A 16356-nucleotide genomic window follows, 5' to 3' on the forward strand; every position below is an offset into this window, starting at 1 on the left:
TAAATCCATAGCCAACAAAAAAACCGTCGAAAAATCCGAATCTCGCCGCGTTATTTCTTCATTTAAAAGTCGCCCGGACGCCCGCTGCGGAAACGCTTCCGCACAACGGCCGCTAATGGAATTCCCTGGCCCATCCAGGATAAAAAACGACTTGTATATACAACTCGCTCCAGCTAGACTTCCGCCATAACTTGTCTATACAGGAACGCCTTCCATGATCCTCACGCCCGGCTGCCTGACCTTGCCGCAACTCCGTCAGATCGCACGCGAGCAGGTCACGCTCGAACTGGACCCCGCCAGCTTCGCCGCCATCGATGCATGCGCGAACGCGGTCCGCGACATCGCGGCGAAAGGCGAGCCTGCGTATGGCATCAATACCGGCTTCGGGCGTCTCGCGAGCACGCATATCCCGCACGATCAGCTCGAACTGCTGCAACGCAATCTCGTGCTATCGCACGCGGTCGGCGTCGGCGAACCGATGTCGCGTCCGGTCGTGCGCCTGCTTATGGCGTTGAAGCTCTCGAGTCTCGGTCGCGGCCACTCCGGCATCCGCCGCGAAGTGATCGACGCACTGATGTCACTCTTCAACGCGGACGTACTGCCCGTGATTCCGGTCAAGGGGTCGGTCGGCGCATCGGGCGACCTCGCGCCGCTCGCGCATATGTCCGCCGTGCTGCTCGGCGTCGGCGAAGTGTTCAGCAGGGGCGAGCGTATGTCGGCCGTCGACGGTCTGCGTCTCGTCGGCCTGAAGCCGCTCACGCTGCAAGCGAAAGAAGGCCTCGCGCTGCTGAACGGCACGCAGGCGTCCGCGGCACTTGCGCTCTACAACCTGTTCGCGATTGAAGACCTGTATCGCACCGGCCTCGTCGCCGGCGCGCTGTCGGTCGATGCGGCCGCGGGTTCAGTCAAGCCGTTCGACGCGCGCATTCACGAACTGCGCGGACATCAAGGCCAGATCGACGCGGCGTCTGCGTACCGGTCGCTGCTCGACGGATCGGCGATCAATCTGTCGCATCGCGATTGCGGCAAGGTGCAAGACCCGTACTCGCTGCGCTGCCAGCCGCAGGTGATGGGCGCATGCCTCGATCAGATGCGTCACGCCGCCGACGTTCTGCTGATCGAAGCCAATGCGGTTTCCGATAACCCGCTGATCTTCCCCGACACCGGCGAAGTGCTGTCCGGCGGCAACTTCCATGCGGAGCCGGTCGCGTTTGCCGCGGACAATCTCGCGCTCGCCGCAGCCGAAATCGGCGCGCTTGCCGAGCGCCGCATCGCGCTGCTGATCGATGCGACGCTGTCGGGCCTGCCGCCGTTTCTCGTCAAGGATGGCGGCGTCAATTCCGGTTTCATGATCGCGCACGTCACGGCCGCCGCGCTTGCTTCGGAAAACAAAACACTGGCGCATCCGGCATCGGTCGATTCGCTGCCGACTTCCGCAAACCAGGAAGACCACGTTTCGATGGCGACCTTCGCCGCGCGCAAGCTCGCCGATATCGCGGAAAACACCGCGAATATTCTGGCAATTGAACTGCTCGCCGCCGCGCAAGGCGTCGATCTGCGCGCGCCGCATCACACGAGCCCCGCGCTGCAGCGCGTCATGAGCGTGGTGCGCAACGAAGTGCCGCACTACGAACTCGACCGCTACTTCGCGCCCGACATCGCCGCGATCACGCGTCTCGTGCAGAACGGCACGATCGGAGCGCACAGCCCGTTCGAATTTGCTTCCGAGCGTCGCTGAGATGAACGCACCCGCTTATCAGGGCATCAAGGACTTCATCCTTGCCCGCATTCATGCGGGCGAATGGGCCGAAGGCGACCAGGTGCCGTCGGAAAACGAACTCGCACGCGACTTCAACGTCGCCCGCATGACCGTGAACCGCGCGCTGCGCGAACTGACCGCTGAGCAGGTGCTCACGCGCGTGCAGGGCTCTGGCACCTTCGTCGCGCGTCCGAAGTACGAGTCGACGCTCGTCGCGATACGCAGCATCTCCGATGAAATTGTCGCGCGCGGTCATCGTTATCACGCGAAGGTACTGCATATCGGCGGGGAAATCGCCGATGCCGCGCTCGCCGACGAGATGCAGCTGAAAGCAGGCAGCTCGCTCTTTCATTCGCGCGTGCTGCACTTCGAAAACGACGAACCGGTGCAACTCGAAGAACGCTGGGTCAATCCGGCCGTCGCGCCCGACTACGCACTGCAGGACTTTACGAACACGACGCCGAACCAGTACCTCGTGCGCGTCGCGCCGCTGCAGCGTGTCGAATACCGGATCGAAGCGCTCGCGGCCGATGAGGTGACACGCGACTGGCTGTCGATGGACGACGCGGAGCCGTGCCTCGTCCTGCATCGGCGCACGTGGTCGCAAGGTGTCGTCGCGTCGGTGGCCAACCTCTGGCATCCCGGCAGCCGCTACCGTTTCACCGGGCATTTCTGATCGCACGCAACGCCGCCGGTCGGTGCTGCCGCAGTTGCCTGTTTCTTTTCGTTGTCGTGGCCGCGGTTTTCAAGCCGCTTAAATCCGCACTTTCAAGGCTCATCACCATGAACAACCCGAAGCATATCGATCCGCGTCTCGACCCGTCGCGCACGATCCGCGCGCCGCGCGGCAGCGAGAAGACCTGCAAGACCTGGCTCACCGAAGCCGCGTACCGGATGATTCAGAACAACCTCGATGCGGAGGTTGCCGAGCACCCGCACGCGCTTGTCGTCTACGGCGGGATCGGGCGTGCGGCGCGCAACTGGGATTGCTTCGATCAGATTCTCGCGTCGCTGAAGGAACTCAACGACGACGAGACGCTGCTGATCCAATCGGGCAAGCCCGTCGGCGTATTCCGCACGCATCCCGATGCGCCGCGCGTGCTGCTCGCGAATTCGAACCTCGTGCCGCACTGGGCGACGTGGGACCATTTCCACGAACTCGATCGCAAGGGTCTCATGATGTACGGACAGATGACCGCGGGCAGCTGGATCTACATCGGCAGCCAGGGCATCGTGCAAGGGACGTACGAGACGTTCTTCTCGGTCGCGAACCAGCATTTCGGCGGCAAACCGCAGGGCCGATGGATTCTGACGGGCGGCCTCGGCGGCATGGGCGGCGCGCAGCCGCTCGCCGCGACGATGGCGGGCTTCTCGATGATCGCGGTCGAGTGCGACGAGACGCGCATCGACTTTCGTCTGAAAACGCGTTACGTCGATAAAAAGGCGAAGACGCTCGATGAAGCACTTGCCATGCTCGACGAAGCGAAAGCAAGCGGCAAGCCGGTTTCGATCGGCCTGCTCGGCAACGCGGCCGATGTCTTCGCCGAACTCGTGAAGCGCAATATCACGCCCGACTGCGTAACCGACCAGACCAGCGCGCACGATCCGATCAACGGTTACCTGCCGCAAGGCTGGAATGTCGCGGACTGGCGCGAGCGGCAAAAGACCGATCCGCAAAGCATCGTGACGCCGGCGAAGCAGTCGATGGCCAACCAGGTGCGCGCGATGCTTGCGCTTCAGCAGCGCGGCGCCGCGACGCTCGATTACGGCAACAATATCCGGCAGATGGCGCTCGACATGGGTGTCGAAAATGCATTCGATTTCCCCGGCTTCGTGCCCGCGTATGTTCGGCCTTTGTTCTGCGAAGGGAAGGGGCCATTCCGCTGGGTCGCGCTGTCGGGTGACCCTGAGGATATCTACAGGACCGATGCGAAAGTGAAGGAGCTGATTCCCGACGATGCGCATCTGCACAACTGGCTCGATATGGCGCGTGAACGGATTGAGTTCCAGGGGCTGCCCGCACGCATCTGCTGGGTCGGTGTGAACGACCGCTACCGGCTTGGCCAGGCATTCAACGAAATGGTCCGGAAGGGCGAGCTGAAGGCGCCGATCGTGATCGGCCGCGATCACCTCGACACCGGCTCGGTCGCGAGCCCGAACCGCGAAACCGAAGCGATGCTCGACGGCTCCGATGCTGTGAGCGACTGGCCGCTGCTCAACGCGATGCTGAACACGGCGGGCGGTGCGACGTGGGTGTCGCTGCATCACGGCGGCGGGGTCGGCATGGGCTATAGCCAGCATGCGGGCGTCGTGATCGTCGCGGATGGCACCGATGCCGCGCATGCGCGTCTTGGCCGCGTGCTGTTCAACGACCCGGCGAGCGGTGTGATGCGTCACGCCGATGCCGGCTACGACCTCGCGCGCAAGACCGCAGTCGAAGCCGGTCTCAAGCTGCCGATGCTGGGCCGGTGAGCGGGATGTCACGCAACCAGCGTACGATAACCGCGATGAAATTGGCCTTTATCCGCGGCGCCGATCTGATTGCCGCGCCGTGGAAAAACGGCGGCGGCGTGACGCGCGAGATCGCGGCGTATCCGCCTGGCGCGGGCTTCGATACGTTTATCTGGCGCGTGAGCCTCGCCGACGTCGCGCAACCGGGGCCGTTCTCGTCGTTCGCCGGCATCGACCGCACGCTCGTGCTGCTCTCCGGCGCGGGCATGCTGCTCGATGAAGCGCAAGGGCACACGCATGCCCTTGAGCAACCGTACGGCATCGCACGCTTTGCTGGCGAAGCAGCGATCGGTGCGCGGCTGATCGACGGCGCAACCCGCGACTTCAATCTGATGATCCGCCGCGGCGCGGCGACAGGCGACATCGACGTATGGCATAGCGGCGAGTCGCATGCTGTTTCGGCCGATACGCTGCTGCTTTTCTGCGCCGCCGGTTCTCTGAACGTGACGCTCGCCGGCGTCGACGAACCCGTTGCGCTCGCAACGAACGATACATTGCGGATCGACGACGTGCAGCATACGTTGGACTGCGCGCTAAGCGGTAACGGCACCGTGCTTGCCATATTGATCCATCATGCGGCGCGCGCGGCGCGAGCCTGAGCGATGCGCACTCCGGCTCACACCTATCGAGCGAGCTAACGATGAAGCAAACCGTCTGGCATCACCTGAAGCTTTGCGCACAGGGCGATCCGAACGACACGATTGCTGACGCCGCCATCGCGGTGCAGAACGGCCGCATCGAATGGCTCGGCGCCGCGCATGAACTGCCCGGCGCATACCGCTGCTGGCCGCGCGAAGATCTGGGCGGCGCGTGGGTTACGCCGGGGCTTGTCGAGTGCCATACGCATCTCGTCTACGGCGGACAGCGTGCCGACGAGTTCGCACAGCGCCTCGCGGGCGTCAGCTACGAAGAGATCGCGCGGCGCGGCGGCGGCATCGTGTCGACCGTGCGCGCGACCCGCGCCGCGGACGACAACGCCTTGCTGCGCGCCGCGGCCGCGCGGCTCGAACCGCTGATCGCCGAAGGCGTCACCGCGATCGAAATCAAATCCGGCTACGGCCTCGACCTCGAAAACGAGCGCAAGATGCTGCGCGTCGCGCGGCAGCTCGGCGAACGCTACCCGGTTTCGGTGTACACGACGTTTCTCGGCGCGCACGCGTTGCCGCCCGAATACACAGGCCGCGCGGACGAATACATCCGCGAGGTGTGCGAACGGATGCTGCCCGCGCTCGCCGACGAAGGGCTCGTCGATGCCGTCGACGTATTCTGCGAGCGCATCGGCTTTTCGTTGGCGCAGAGCGAGCGCGTGTTCGAAGCTGCGGCGCGCTACAACCTGCCGGTGAAGATGCATGCGGAGCAGCTATCGAATAGCGGTGGTGCGGCGCTCGCCGCGCGTTACCACGCTGTGTCCGCGGATCACCTCGAATATCTCGACGAAGCCGGCGTCGTCGCCATGAAAGAGGCGGGCACGGTCGCGGTGCTGTTGCCGGGCGCGTACTACTTTATCCGCGAGACGCAGCTGCCGCCGCTCGAACTGCTGCGCCGTCACGCGGTGCCGATCGCCATTTCGACCGACAGCAATCCGGGCACGTCGCCCGTCACCTCTTTGCTGCTGATGATGAACATGGCGGCCACGCTGTTCCGCATGACGGTGCCCGAGATACTGCAGGCCGTGACGCGTCATGCGGCACAGGCGCTCGGCAAGGCGGACGTGCACGGCGTGCTCGCGGCCGGCCGCCCGGCCGATTTCGCCGTATGGTCGGTCGAGTCGCTTGCGGAGCTGCCGTACTGGATCGGGCGGCCATTGTGCGCGCGCGTCGTGCGGGCCGGCGAGACCGTGCACGCGAGCCGCACCTGAGCGGGCGCACCTGAGCGGGCCGCGCATGCGGCCACCAAAACGCCCATCGAACTTCTCGCCACGCGAATCTGCTTCCCGTCGCGCGAAGCCTCCCCCCGCATATAAGCGCTGCAAACCGCGCAATTCACGTGCCAAGGAACAAGGCTCGTCTCGCGCAGTCAATTCTGTCATGAGATCGCGCGCAAGAAGGCGCGGCTGTTGCCGCTACGCGTCATCGGCGGCAGCCGCCCGGCTTGCGCGCCGCATCACCAAGCGACTAATCTTTGACGGGAATCGGCGAGCGCGGCAGCGCATCCTATGCGCGCCGCGCCGGGTTGCCTTCGGGAACGAAAAGCAAAGGAAGGCCCAGCGATGGAATATTCCGACGAAACCCTGCTATCGGTCTGGCGGGGGAATTTACTGCTGTTGACGCGCGAGGTTGGCGCGGCGACGCGTCTTGCGCGGATGATGACATTCTCCGCGTCGTATCTGAAGCTCATGCTGGCGGGCCAGCGCGATTTCAGCGAGGAGTTCGCGCGTGGCGTCGAGGCGGTGACGGGCCTGCCGGCCGGCTGGATGGACGCGCCGCATGAAGCACACGATGTACCTGAAGCGGCGCAGGCGGCAATCGACAACGAAGCGCCGCTCGCGCGCTTTCGCGGCACGGCGGCGCCGGTGCGCAAGAAGGCGGTGCTGCGGCCGCCCGAACCGATCTTCGGACAGACGCCTGCGAAGAAGCCCGAGGACGACGCGAAAGACGCTGAAGCGCATCGCAAGCAGGCGTATCTGCGCAAGGTGCGCGATCTCGCGATGCAGGAAGTGCGGCGCTTCGAGCGGCACCTCACGCATCCTCCGGTCGACATCGGCGCGCTGCGCACGAAAGTCGAAGACGTGATGGGCGCGGTCGATCTCGACGATCACGTGCATGCGGACCTCGCGGGCCGGCTCGAACAGATCGAAAAGCATCGGCATATGCTGATCCGGCATGTCGAGAAGCTGCATGAGCTACTCGCGGGGCTCGGGGAAAGCGATGGGTCTTGAAGACCCCGATCGCCCCGATCATCGCGATCACCTCGATGACCACCCGCCCTCCGGGCATTCGATGCGCATGCAACGAACGATGCGCGACAGGAAGACCGGCACGAAATGCCCTGTAACAGTGGGCACGATGCAATAGCTCGTCGTCCGACGTGTTTTGCGGTAAAAGAAACGCATGACCGACCGTGCCCGACTGATCCCCATCATCGTTGCCTGCCCCCTGTTGCTGCAAAACCTCGACACGTCGATCATGGCGACCGCGTTGCCATCGATCGCACACTCGCTTGCCGTCGAGCCGCTGCATCTGAATCTGGCGATTACCTCGTATCTGCTGAGCCTGGCCGTGTTTTTACCGGCGAGCGGCTGGCTTGCCGACCGCTTCGGCACGCGCCGCATTTTCTGCACGGCGATCGTGCTGTTCTCGGTCGGCTCGACGCTCTGCGGCCTCGCGACATCGCTGTCGCAACTCGTGCTGTTTCGCGTCATACAGGGAATGGGCGGGGCGATGATGGTGCCGGTCGGACGATTGATCCTGCTGCGCAGCGTGCCGCCCGCGCGCATGGTAGCGGCGATGGTCTGGTTCACGGTGCCGGGCGCGGTGGGGCGCCTCGCCGGGCCGCTGCTAGGCGGCCTGGTCGTGACCGTCGCATCGTGGCGCTGGATCTTTCTGCTCAATGTGCCGTTCGGTGTGATCGGCGTGATATGCGCGCTCGCGTTTATCGAAGATACGCAGGAGCCGCACGATGCGCGCTTCGATCTGCCAGGCTTTCTGCTGCTGTCCGTCGGTCTGGTCGGCATGGTCGGCGGCTTCGAGACGGCCGGGCGCGGACTCGTCGCGCAACCGGTGACGCTTGCGCTGATCGGCACCGGCGCGCTCGCGCTCGTCGCGTACTGGTTTTACACGCGGCGGCATCCGGAGCCGATCATCGATCCGGGCCTCCTGCGTTATCACGCGTATCGCACCGCAGTGGTCGGCGGCATGCCGTTGCGCATCGCGCTCGGCGCGTCGCCGTTTCTGCTGCCGCTGATGCTGCAACTGGGCTTCGGGCTCTCGCCGCTCGCGTCGGGCTCGATCAGCGTGGCGACAGCGGTTGGGTCGCTGTCGGTGCGTGCGTTGATGGGACCGGCGATTCGCGGCATCGGCTTTCGCCGGCTGCTGATCGGCGCGACGCTCGTCACGGGCTGCTTCTATGCGAGCTACGGTCTCTTCAGTCCGGCCACGCCGCACGCTCTGATTTTCGTCGTGCTGCTGTTTGGCGGCCTGTTCAATTCGCTTGCGATGGTGACGCTCAACACGCTCGGCTATTCGGACATGCCGAAGCCGCAAATGAGCCGGGCGACCGCGCTCGCGAGCATGGCGCAGCAGCTGTCGATCAGCGTCGGCGTGGCATTTGCCGCGTCGTTGCTCGCGTTGACGGCGTACCTGAACGGCGGCAGCGCCATGCAGCTGAGCGCACGCGATTTTTCACCGGCGTTTTTCGTGGTCGGCGCGCTGACGCTCTGTTCGCTGCTGTTCTTCGTCAAGCTCTCGCATGACGAGGGGAGCGAATTGCGGCAGCGTTGACATCGCTCGCACGGAGAGAAGGCTCCACGCGGTCACCGAGGCGCCATTCGCTTCGAACATTCGCCTCGAAAAAGGGCGGTACGCGCTCGTGACCGCGCGCCTCGTCGATGTGTTAAAACGGCGATACGGCGTTCGAGGGATGAGATCTTGGAAAAAACTGACGCGCAACTGAACGATGCGTTACGCGAACGCGACATGGGCAACTGGCGTGTGCCGCTTCATTGCCGGCGCGAATTTTTCGAACCGCTTGCGGCTGACGCAGGCGTTGCAGGCGGCATGATCGGCAGTACACGCTGCGTATGCTGATGGGCTGGCGCACGCAGGCGCTCCGCAAACTCACCCACGCGCCCTTGCGGCACGCGTGCCTGCTTTCGCTCGTCTTCACGGTGCTCTTCACATCACGCGCATGGGCCGACGACGCCTTGACGACCGTACCCGGCGACACCCCTCCTTCGACCATCGAGCGCGACGTCCATCTATTCATCGTGCAGAAGGACGGCTCCGTCGAGGAACACGACGACACGGTGTTGCGCGCGAACACGACAAGCGGTGTCGACGACATCGCGCAGCGCTATGTCTGGTTCAACAAGGACATCGAACAGGTGCAACTGCTTGCAGCGGAAACGATCGATCGGGACGGTACCACGCGTCCGGTCGGCCCCGACGGCATTCGCGACGTACAGGAGCCGCGCTCGGCCGGCGCGCCGACGTTCCAGAACGGCGTATTGCGGACGGTGATTTTTCCCGGCGTCGAACCGGGCTCGCGTGTGCATCTCGCGTTTCGCAAGACGCGTACCGTGCCGCTGCAGACCGGCACGTTCGCGTATTTCGTCGAACCGACGCGCGGCCCGATCGAGATGCAGAAGCTGATTTTCGACCTGCCCGCCGACGTGCCGCTTTATGCCGATGCGCGCGGCTATATCGCCGAGCCGCCCGTCACCGAAAACGGCCGCACGCGTTACACGTTCGATTACCGGCATGGCCCGTATGCGCCGATCGAATCCGGCGCGGTCGGCTACGCGACGTGGGGCGACCGTCTGATGGTGTCGACGACACCCGATTTCGCCGCATTCGCCGCACGTTATCGCAACGCGGCCGCCGACGCGTCGACGAACGACCCGACCATCGTACGGCTCGCGCAACAGCTGACCGCGCAGACCGACGACCCGCGCGAGAAAGCGCGGATTCTCTACGACTGGATGCGCTTCAATATCCGCTACGTCGCGCTCTTTCTCGGCGAAACCGCCGCGGTGCCGCATCGGGCCGTCGACGTGCTGCGCAATCGCTATGGCGATTGCAAGGACCATGTCGCGCTATTCGGCGCGCTGCTGGCCGCGGTCGGCATTCCAAGCCAGCCGGTGCTGCTGAACCTTGGGCCGGTCTATACGCTGCCCGATGTGCCCGGTTATGGCGCGAGCGCGATCAATCATGTGATCACCTGGATTCCGTCGCTCGCGGTGTTTGCCGATACGACCGCGGGCGGCACCGGCTTCGGCTATCTGCCGGCCAGCGTGATGGACCGTCCGGTACTGCTTGTCGACGACGGCATCCTCGTGCGCACGCCGGCCGTGCAACAGCGTGCGCGAGACGCGCGGGTGCAGATCGACGTCGATCGCAGCGGCGCAGGCCGTTTTAGCTATCGCGTCGAAGATGTCGGCGCGCCGGCCGAAACGGAACGCAATATGTTTCGCCGTTCGACGCGGCAGCGCTGGCAACAGATCGCCGCCGAACGGCTGCGGCAAACGGGCTTGACCGGCGTCGTGCGGATGCGGCCCGGCGAATTGAACGCGACCACCGGGCCGTTCGCTACGTCGATGCAAGGCACGCTCGAGCACGTGACGTGGCCCGACGGCACCACGGCGCTACCCGCGTTGACGAGCCTGTCGGGCGGCATCGCGACGCAGGTGCAGGCGTGGCTTGCCGAACCGCAGCGCACGCAACCGTGGGTCTGCATCGGTGGTGACTTCGACGAGACGTCGCAAATCACGCTGCCCGACACGGTACGCGTGACCGATTTACCGCAGGACGCGCAGGTACACGACCGCTTCTTCGATTTCACGTCGCACTACGTGTTCGATCCCGATACGCGAATCGTGCAGATTACGCGGCACTTAAGCGCGCGCTTCGGGCATCAGATGTGTAGCGCGGACGAGTTCGCCGCGGCGCGCGCATCGCTTGTCAGAATCGAACGCGATGCGCTTTCGCAGATCGTCGTGCGCGCCGGAAAAGAAGCGCAGCCGCTGGCTGCGCAACCTGCCCCAAAGGCAGCACCGTAATCGAAGGAACGGACTCTTATGTGCTATTACGTGCCGGTCTTCGTCACCACCGGCACCCACACGCCGTTCTTCACCTGATACAGCGTCGAAGCGGCATTCTTCAACGCGCCGGTGCTGTCGAACGCAATCGTGCCGGTCACGCCTTCGAAGCTGATGCTTTTGAGCTTCGGGCGGTACACCGATGGGCTCGCCGAGCCGGCCGCCTGCATCGCCTTGATCGCGGCCCACGTTCCGTCATAGCCGAACGGCGCATACGACAAAATGTCTTCGCCGAACTTCGCCTTGAACTTCTGCGAAAAGTCCTTGCCGCCCGGCAGCTGCGCGAGCGGCCGGCCGTATTCCCAGGCCATCGCGCCTTCGGCCGCGTCGCCGGCAAGCTTGATGAACTCGGGATCTTCCACGCCGCCGCCGCCGAGCAACTGCGCGTTCATGCCGAGCTGTTTCATCTTCTTCGCGATCGCGGCCGCCTGCGTATCGAGGCCGCCGAAGAAAATCAGATCGGCGTTGGTCGACTTGATCTTGGTGAGCTGCGTGCTGAAATCGACCGCGTGATTGTCCGTGTACTCGCGCGCGACGATATTGCCGCCGGCCGCTTTGACGGCCTTTTCGAATTCGTCGGCTTCGCCCTGGCCAAAGGCCGTGCGGTCGTCGATGATCGCGATGCGCTTCGCTTTGGTCGTCTTGACCGCGTACGTGCCCGCGTTGCCGGCGTTCTGCGCGTCGGTCGAGATCACCATAAACGTGTTTGCAAAGCCGCGGTTCGTGATCGTCGGATTCGTCGCGGCCGGGTCGATCATCGGGATACCCGCCGTTTCGTAGACCTGCGACGCCGGAATCGTCGTGCCCGAATTGAAGTGGCCAACCACCACGGCGACGTTCGCATCGACGAGCTTCTGCGCGGCTTGCACGCCGACGCGCGGGTCCGCCTGGTCGTCCTCGGAAACGAGCACGAAGGTCGCCACCTTGTCGCCGATCTTGATCTTCTGTGCGTTCGCTTCGTCGATCGCGAGGCGTATGCCGTTTTGCAGATCCTTGCCGTAACCGGCGTTCTGGCCGGTCAGCGGTGCGGCCGAACCGATCTTCACGGTCAGTTCGTCCGCAAACGCGGCGGACGTGGCGATGGCAAGCACGGCTCCCAGCAACAGCGCAAACGGCTTTAGTTTTTTGCACAAGCTCATGGGCTTCTCCTTACGTCGGCACAGAGGATGGACAGGAAGGCTCGCGTTTCGCGCTGCGCAGCACGGGCGCATGCTGTGGCGCGGCTTGCCGGATTGCTCGATGCGATGCTTGATCTGGCGGTGTGGCCTCCTCGCTCGATAGGAATGCACGAGATTACGGATGACGCAAAGCGGCGTGCAATGCAGGAAAACGCGAAGCGCGCCGTGCCGGCAATGCAAGCGGCGGTCAGGTCCGATTGGCGCGAATATAGAAAGCCAATTTATGCGCGTCTTGGCAGATCGCGGCATGCGCGATGCGGATTTCGGCATAGCCGCTGCGTTATGAAGCGGCTTGCGAGTAACGATGGGAATTTGCAGCAGTGCAGAGAAATCGCGGCGCGACGGGCGCCCGATAGGTGCGTATCGGGCGCCCGTGTACTTGAGAGCTATAAAAGAATCGAAGTGCTACTGAAGCTTTATCTGCAACGAGGCCGGCGGCTTAGAACGGCAGTTGCGGCAACGGCAGGGCGTGCACGCCGAAGCCGACCGCATCGAAGCGCTCGGCGCCGCCGCTCGGCGTATTCACGATAAACGGCTGTCCAAGCACGTCGGCGCGCACCATTTCGGTCGAGCCGCCGCCGTCGAGATTGATCGCGTCGGTGGCGCCGGCCGCGAGCATCAGCTGTGCCGATTGCTCGTTCGTCGTGCCGGTCGAGTAGCCGGGCAGGCGGCCGTCGATCACCGCGAAATACAGATATCGCCCGTTATGCGACAGGCCCACCAGCGTGCGCGGATTCGGATTCAACGGATCGCCTTCGTTCGGGCTTTGCGCGCTAACGTCCTGGCCGTTCTTCACGAGGATCGCCGAACCGGCCACCGCGTACTGGATCAGCTTCAGTTGGGCCGGCGAGATCTCCGGCGCTTCCGCGATATAGGCGCGATTCTGCCGCGTGACGGCGAGCACCGCTTCGCTTTGCGTCGGATCGGTCGTGAGCGGGCTCACCACATTGCCGTTCGAGACGAGCAGGCCGATCACGGTCTTCGGTTCCGGCGCCGCGTTGCAGCACGGCGCGAAGAAATTGCCGTTGATCGCGATGCGCGTGCGCGTCTGCGCGGCGAACTGCGAAATCGTTTCGGCCGTCGTATTGAGCGGGCCGCTGTGCGGCGACGTTTCGAGCGAGATGCCGGGCGCGAACAGGTCGATACGCGTGATATACGCGCGGCTGATAGTCGGCGCGCCGCCGGCCGTCGCGGGATTCGACGGCACGGTTGCTGTTTCCGCATCGACGCCAAGGTAGATCGGCGAGTAGCCGCTCTGCGTGATCTCGGTGCTCGGGTTGGGGATCTGGGAGGCGGTTGCCGCGGTCTGCGCTTGCGCGCCGAGCGAGGCGAGGCCGACGAGTGCTGCTGCAACAACGGCTTTCAGACGGAACGATGCGAGGGGGTAGGCACGTGCCATATCGTAGTCTCCCGGGACTAGCGTTAAAAAACGGTTTGCGATCAGCGCGGGAGATGACGATAGGTGTGAAGAGTGAACGTCGAGTGATATTTAGCTAACGTTTAAATTTCACTCATTTTGATGGCAATTGCCTTACAACAAGGCGTGGTCGTGCAACCACATCAATGGGGGCGGAAGTAAGTCAGAAAAAAGAAGGCAGGGCCCGCATGCGGGTGCGAGCGCAACCCGCGGGCATCCATCGCTGAATCAGTCGATCACTGCTCGCCTTGCATGCGCAGCAGTTCTTCGCGAAGTCCCAGCAGCGGCTCCTTGGTTTCGTCGTCGGCCCAGGTGTCGAGGTCGTCGAGCGCGTTCTGGCAACCGTCGAGCACGATGTCGAGATCGACCGGCACACCATTGGCCATCGCGAAGTGCAGCGTCTCGGCGAATTGGCGGCACTCTTCCTCGCCGTACGAGATGTCGAGACTGTCGGCGATCAGGAACGCGATATTGCTGCGCGCCTTGTCGTCGGGCGCGACCATGTCGATGATGCCGCGCGCGACCGCGGGCGAGTAGTAGAGCGCGATATCGAGCCATTGCGCGGCGTCGAAGCTGTCCTCGGCTTCCGCCCGGTCGAACTGCGATTCGAAAAACTCGATCGCTTCCTGCTCGTGTGCCTCATCTGCGTCGACGCTGACGCACAGCGCCTCGAATTGCTCTTCGCGTTCACTGCGGATATAACCGTCCATCGATACCTCTCTGCCTTAAGTGAAAAACTGCGCGCGTCCGTGGTGCATGGGCGCTGCGATCGCGCTGTGCTCATTGGCCGCGCGGCACGCATTATAGGATGCACCATAGTGGGTAAAGGTTTCTGCAAGGAATAAAGCATCGCAACCATTTGTTATGGGTACGCGTCACAGAACCCGAATTGAACCAACTTGTTTCCGAGGAGATAGCGTCCATGTCCGCAAAACCGCAATCGCGCGTGTTGCGCCTTTTTCTGTTCGCGTGCGCTGCGTTAGCGATGCAGCATGCGCAGGGCCAGGCCGCCCAACCGCAAGGCGAGCCGCAACCTCGCTGGCAGACCTTGCCGCCGACGCCGGCGCCCGTGGCGGGCGAGCAGACGGGCAGGGCGGAGATCAACGGCATCCGCCTTTACTACGCAACGATCGGCCGCGGTGCACCGGTCATTCTGCTGCACGGCGGCCTGTCGAATTCCGACTACCTCGGCAATCAGGTGCGGGCGTTGATGAAGCACCACAAGGTGGTGATCGTCGATAGCCGCGGCCATGGGCGCAGCTCGCGCGATACGCGTGCGTTCGGCTACGACCTGATGGCTGACGATGTGGTCGCGCTGATGGACAAGCTGCATCTGCAGAAGGCCGATGTGGTCGGCTGGAGCGACGGCGCGATCATCGGGCTCGATCTGGCGATTCGGCATCCTGACCGCGTCGGCAAGGTGGTCGCGTTCGCCGCGAATACGAAAACCGACGGTGTGATCGAAGGCGTAGAGAAGAACCCGACCTTCGCCGCCTTTATCAAGCGCGCCGGCGACGAATACCGGCGTCTATCGCCAACGCCGAACGAATATGACGCGTTCGTCGAGCAGATCAGCCATATGTGGGCGTCGCAGCCGAACTGGACCGACGCTCAGCTGAAGTCGATCCGATCGCCGGTGCTCGTGCTCGACGGCGACCACGACGAAGCGATCAAACGCGCACACACCGAATATATCGCCGCGACGATTCCGGGCGCAGGGTTAGAGATTTTGCCCAATACGAGCCACTTCGCGTTCCTGCAGGATCCGGCGGCGTTCAACTTCGCGGTCCTGCATTTCCTCGGCGACGAGTAGCCAGTCGTTACAGGCAGCGGCACTCGCGCGACCTCATGGGCAAGCTCATGGACAAAGTCACGTCGATTCGACGACCCATGCGTCGAACCACTCGCGCGGATGCGCGATATCGTTCTGCGCGGCGATGAGTTCGAGCTCGTAGCGGCCCGCGTCCCAGGTCGCGCGCATGACGCCGTTGACGGCCGCAAGCGTATGTTCGAACGCGACGCGCAGCGGGTCGCCCAGCAGCGTGCGCGCGACGAATACCGCGCTCGTCAGGTCGCCGACGCCGACCGGCTGGCGCGCAAACGGATAGAGCGGGCGCTGCCCGACCCAGCTCTCGCGCTCGGTCACGACGAGCATATTGAAGCGGTCCGCCGGGCTGTTGCGATCGAGCAGATGCTTGACGAGCACGAGCTTCGGCCCGCGCTGCATCAGTTCGCGGCATGCGGTCACGGCTTCCTCGGTGGTCTCGATCATGCGGCCGACGAGGCGCTGCAGCTCGCTGTGGTTCGGCATGATCGCGTCCGACACTTCCGGCATCGACTTGACGAGAAACTCCTGAATACCCGGTTCGACGCGGCAGCCGGTCGCCGTGCCCATCACCGGGTCGCAGAAGTAGCGCGCATGCGGGTTGACCGCCTTCACCGCGCGAACGATTTCGATTACCGCCTGCGCCTGCTCGGGCGTGCCGAGATAGCCGGACAGCACGGCGTCGCAGCGCGGCAGCATGCCGATCGCGCCGATCCCTTCCACGAGCTCCTGCATCTGCTTCGCGTCGATCGCGCTGCCGGCCCAGTGGCCGTACTGCGTGTGATTCGAGAACTGGACGGTATTGAGCGGCCACACGTTGACGCCCAGACGCCGCATCGGGAATTCCGCGGCGCTATTGCCCGCGTGCCCGAAGACGACGTGCGACTGGATGCTCAGAACGTTTCTCATGAC

Annotated in this window: 14 protein-coding genes; 10 read left to right on the forward strand and 4 right to left on the reverse strand. The window is 64.0% G+C overall.

Annotation, left to right across the window (positions count from 1 at the left end; all coding sequences use genetic code 11):
• The first annotated feature begins 214 nt into the window (after positions 1-214).
• From hutH to KZJ38_RS09020, 9 genes are all read left to right on the forward strand, one after another.
• A complete protein-coding gene (gene hutH / locus KZJ38_RS08980; RefSeq protein WP_219799715.1) occupies positions 215-1738 on the forward strand; it encodes a histidine ammonia-lyase in 1524 nt (507 codons plus the stop codon).
• Between the two features lies 1 nt (position 1739).
• Complete coding sequence (hutC, locus tag KZJ38_RS08985; protein ID WP_219799716.1) at positions 1740-2435, forward strand: histidine utilization transcriptional repressor HutC; 696 nt, start codon at positions 1740-1742, stop codon at positions 2433-2435.
• Positions 2436-2542: 107 nt separating this feature from the next.
• Complete coding sequence (gene hutU / locus KZJ38_RS08990; RefSeq protein WP_219799717.1) at positions 2543-4231, forward strand: urocanate hydratase; 1689 nt, start codon at positions 2543-2545, stop codon at positions 4229-4231.
• Between the two features lie 35 nt (positions 4232-4266).
• Positions 4267-4869, forward strand: a complete 603-nt coding sequence (locus KZJ38_RS08995; protein WP_246641693.1) for a HutD/Ves family protein — start codon at positions 4267-4269, stop codon at positions 4867-4869.
• Between the two features lie 41 nt (positions 4870-4910).
• Entirely contained in the window at positions 4911-6128 is a 1218-nt protein-coding gene (hutI, locus tag KZJ38_RS09000) for an imidazolonepropionase (RefSeq protein WP_219799719.1), read from the forward strand.
• Between the two features lie 351 nt (positions 6129-6479).
• Positions 6480-7148: a hypothetical protein gene (locus KZJ38_RS09005; RefSeq protein ID WP_219799720.1), complete on the forward strand. Its 669-nt coding sequence runs from the start codon at positions 6480-6482 to the stop codon at positions 7146-7148.
• 172 nt (positions 7149-7320) lie between these two features.
• The gene (locus tag KZJ38_RS09010) at positions 7321-8709 is read left to right on the forward strand and encodes a DHA2 family efflux MFS transporter permease subunit (protein ID WP_219799721.1); all 1389 of its coding nucleotides are present in this window, start codon (positions 7321-7323) and stop codon (positions 8707-8709) included.
• A gap of 147 nt (positions 8710-8856) precedes the next feature.
• Positions 8857-9015, forward strand: a complete 159-nt coding sequence (locus tag KZJ38_RS09015; protein ID WP_219799722.1) for a hypothetical protein — start codon at positions 8857-8859, stop codon at positions 9013-9015.
• The gene (locus tag KZJ38_RS09020; protein ID WP_219799723.1) at positions 9015-10985 is read left to right on the forward strand and encodes a DUF3857 domain-containing transglutaminase family protein; all 1971 of its coding nucleotides are present in this window, start codon (positions 9015-9017) and stop codon (positions 10983-10985) included. Before KZJ38_RS09015 ends, KZJ38_RS09020 begins: the two co-directional genes overlap by 1 nt.
• Positions 10986-11011: 26 nt before the next feature.
• Here the strand turns inward: KZJ38_RS09020 and KZJ38_RS09025 are convergent, their stop codons facing one another.
• The 3 genes from KZJ38_RS09025 to KZJ38_RS09035 form a co-directional block, all read right to left on the reverse strand.
• Positions 11012-12163, reverse strand: a complete 1152-nt coding sequence (locus KZJ38_RS09025) for a branched-chain amino acid ABC transporter substrate-binding protein (RefSeq protein WP_219799724.1) — start codon at positions 12161-12163, stop codon at positions 11012-11014.
• Positions 12164-12641: 478 nt separating this feature from the next.
• Positions 12642-13601 carry a phosphodiester glycosidase family protein gene (locus tag KZJ38_RS09030; protein ID WP_219799725.1) on the reverse strand — a complete coding sequence of 320 codons (960 nt, stop codon included), beginning with the start codon at positions 13599-13601 and terminating at the stop codon, positions 12642-12644.
• Between the two features lie 254 nt (positions 13602-13855).
• A complete protein-coding gene (locus KZJ38_RS09035) occupies positions 13856-14329 on the reverse strand; it encodes a hypothetical protein (RefSeq protein ID WP_219799726.1) in 474 nt (157 codons plus the stop codon).
• Positions 14330-14541: 212 nt separating this feature from the next.
• Here KZJ38_RS09035 and KZJ38_RS09040 point away from each other — a divergent pair, with 212 nt between their 5' ends.
• Entirely contained in the window at positions 14542-15432 is an 891-nt protein-coding gene (locus KZJ38_RS09040) for an alpha/beta fold hydrolase (protein WP_219799727.1), read from the forward strand.
• Between the two features lie 57 nt (positions 15433-15489).
• Here the strand turns inward: KZJ38_RS09040 and pdxY are convergent, their stop codons facing one another.
• Entirely contained in the window at positions 15490-16353 is an 864-nt protein-coding gene (gene pdxY, locus KZJ38_RS09045; RefSeq protein WP_219799728.1) for a pyridoxal kinase PdxY, read from the reverse strand.
• Positions 16354-16356 lie beyond the last annotated feature (3 nt).

The sequence above is a fragment of the Paraburkholderia edwinii genome (assembly GCF_019428685.1).
Classification (GTDB): Bacteria; Pseudomonadota; Gammaproteobacteria; order Burkholderiales; family Burkholderiaceae; genus Paraburkholderia; species Paraburkholderia edwinii.

Bases quoted from the DNA above. Each gene is read 5' to 3' on its own strand.
- hutU (WP_219799717.1), top strand. From the start codon at position 2,543: ATGAACAACCCGAAGCATATCGATCCGCGTCTCGACCCGTCGCGCACG.
- pdxY (WP_219799728.1), bottom strand. From the start codon at position 16,353: ATGAGAAACGTTCTGAGCATCCAGTCGCACGTCGTCTTCGGGCACGCG.
- KZJ38_RS09030 (WP_219799725.1), bottom strand. From the start codon at position 13,601: ATGGCACGTGCCTACCCCCTCGCATCGTTCCGTCTGAAAGCCGTTGTT.
- hutH (WP_219799715.1), top strand. From the start codon at position 215: ATGATCCTCACGCCCGGCTGCCTGACCTTGCCGCAACTCCGTCAGATC.
- KZJ38_RS08995 (WP_246641693.1), top strand. From the start codon at position 4,267: ATGAAATTGGCCTTTATCCGCGGCGCCGATCTGATTGCCGCGCCGTGG.
- KZJ38_RS09025 (WP_219799724.1), bottom strand. From the start codon at position 12,163: ATGAGCTTGTGCAAAAAACTAAAGCCGTTTGCGCTGTTGCTGGGAGCC.
- KZJ38_RS09040 (WP_219799727.1), top strand. From the start codon at position 14,542: ATGTCCGCAAAACCGCAATCGCGCGTGTTGCGCCTTTTTCTGTTCGCG.
- hutI (WP_219799719.1), top strand. From the start codon at position 4,911: ATGAAGCAAACCGTCTGGCATCACCTGAAGCTTTGCGCACAGGGCGAT.
- KZJ38_RS09035 (WP_219799726.1), bottom strand. From the start codon at position 14,329: ATGGACGGTTATATCCGCAGTGAACGCGAAGAGCAATTCGAGGCGCTG.
- KZJ38_RS09005 (WP_219799720.1), top strand. From the start codon at position 6,480: ATGGAATATTCCGACGAAACCCTGCTATCGGTCTGGCGGGGGAATTTA.
- KZJ38_RS09010 (WP_219799721.1), top strand. From the start codon at position 7,321: ATGACCGACCGTGCCCGACTGATCCCCATCATCGTTGCCTGCCCCCTG.
- KZJ38_RS09020 (WP_219799723.1), top strand. From the start codon at position 9,015: ATGGGCTGGCGCACGCAGGCGCTCCGCAAACTCACCCACGCGCCCTTG.
- hutC (WP_219799716.1), top strand. From the start codon at position 1,740: ATGAACGCACCCGCTTATCAGGGCATCAAGGACTTCATCCTTGCCCGC.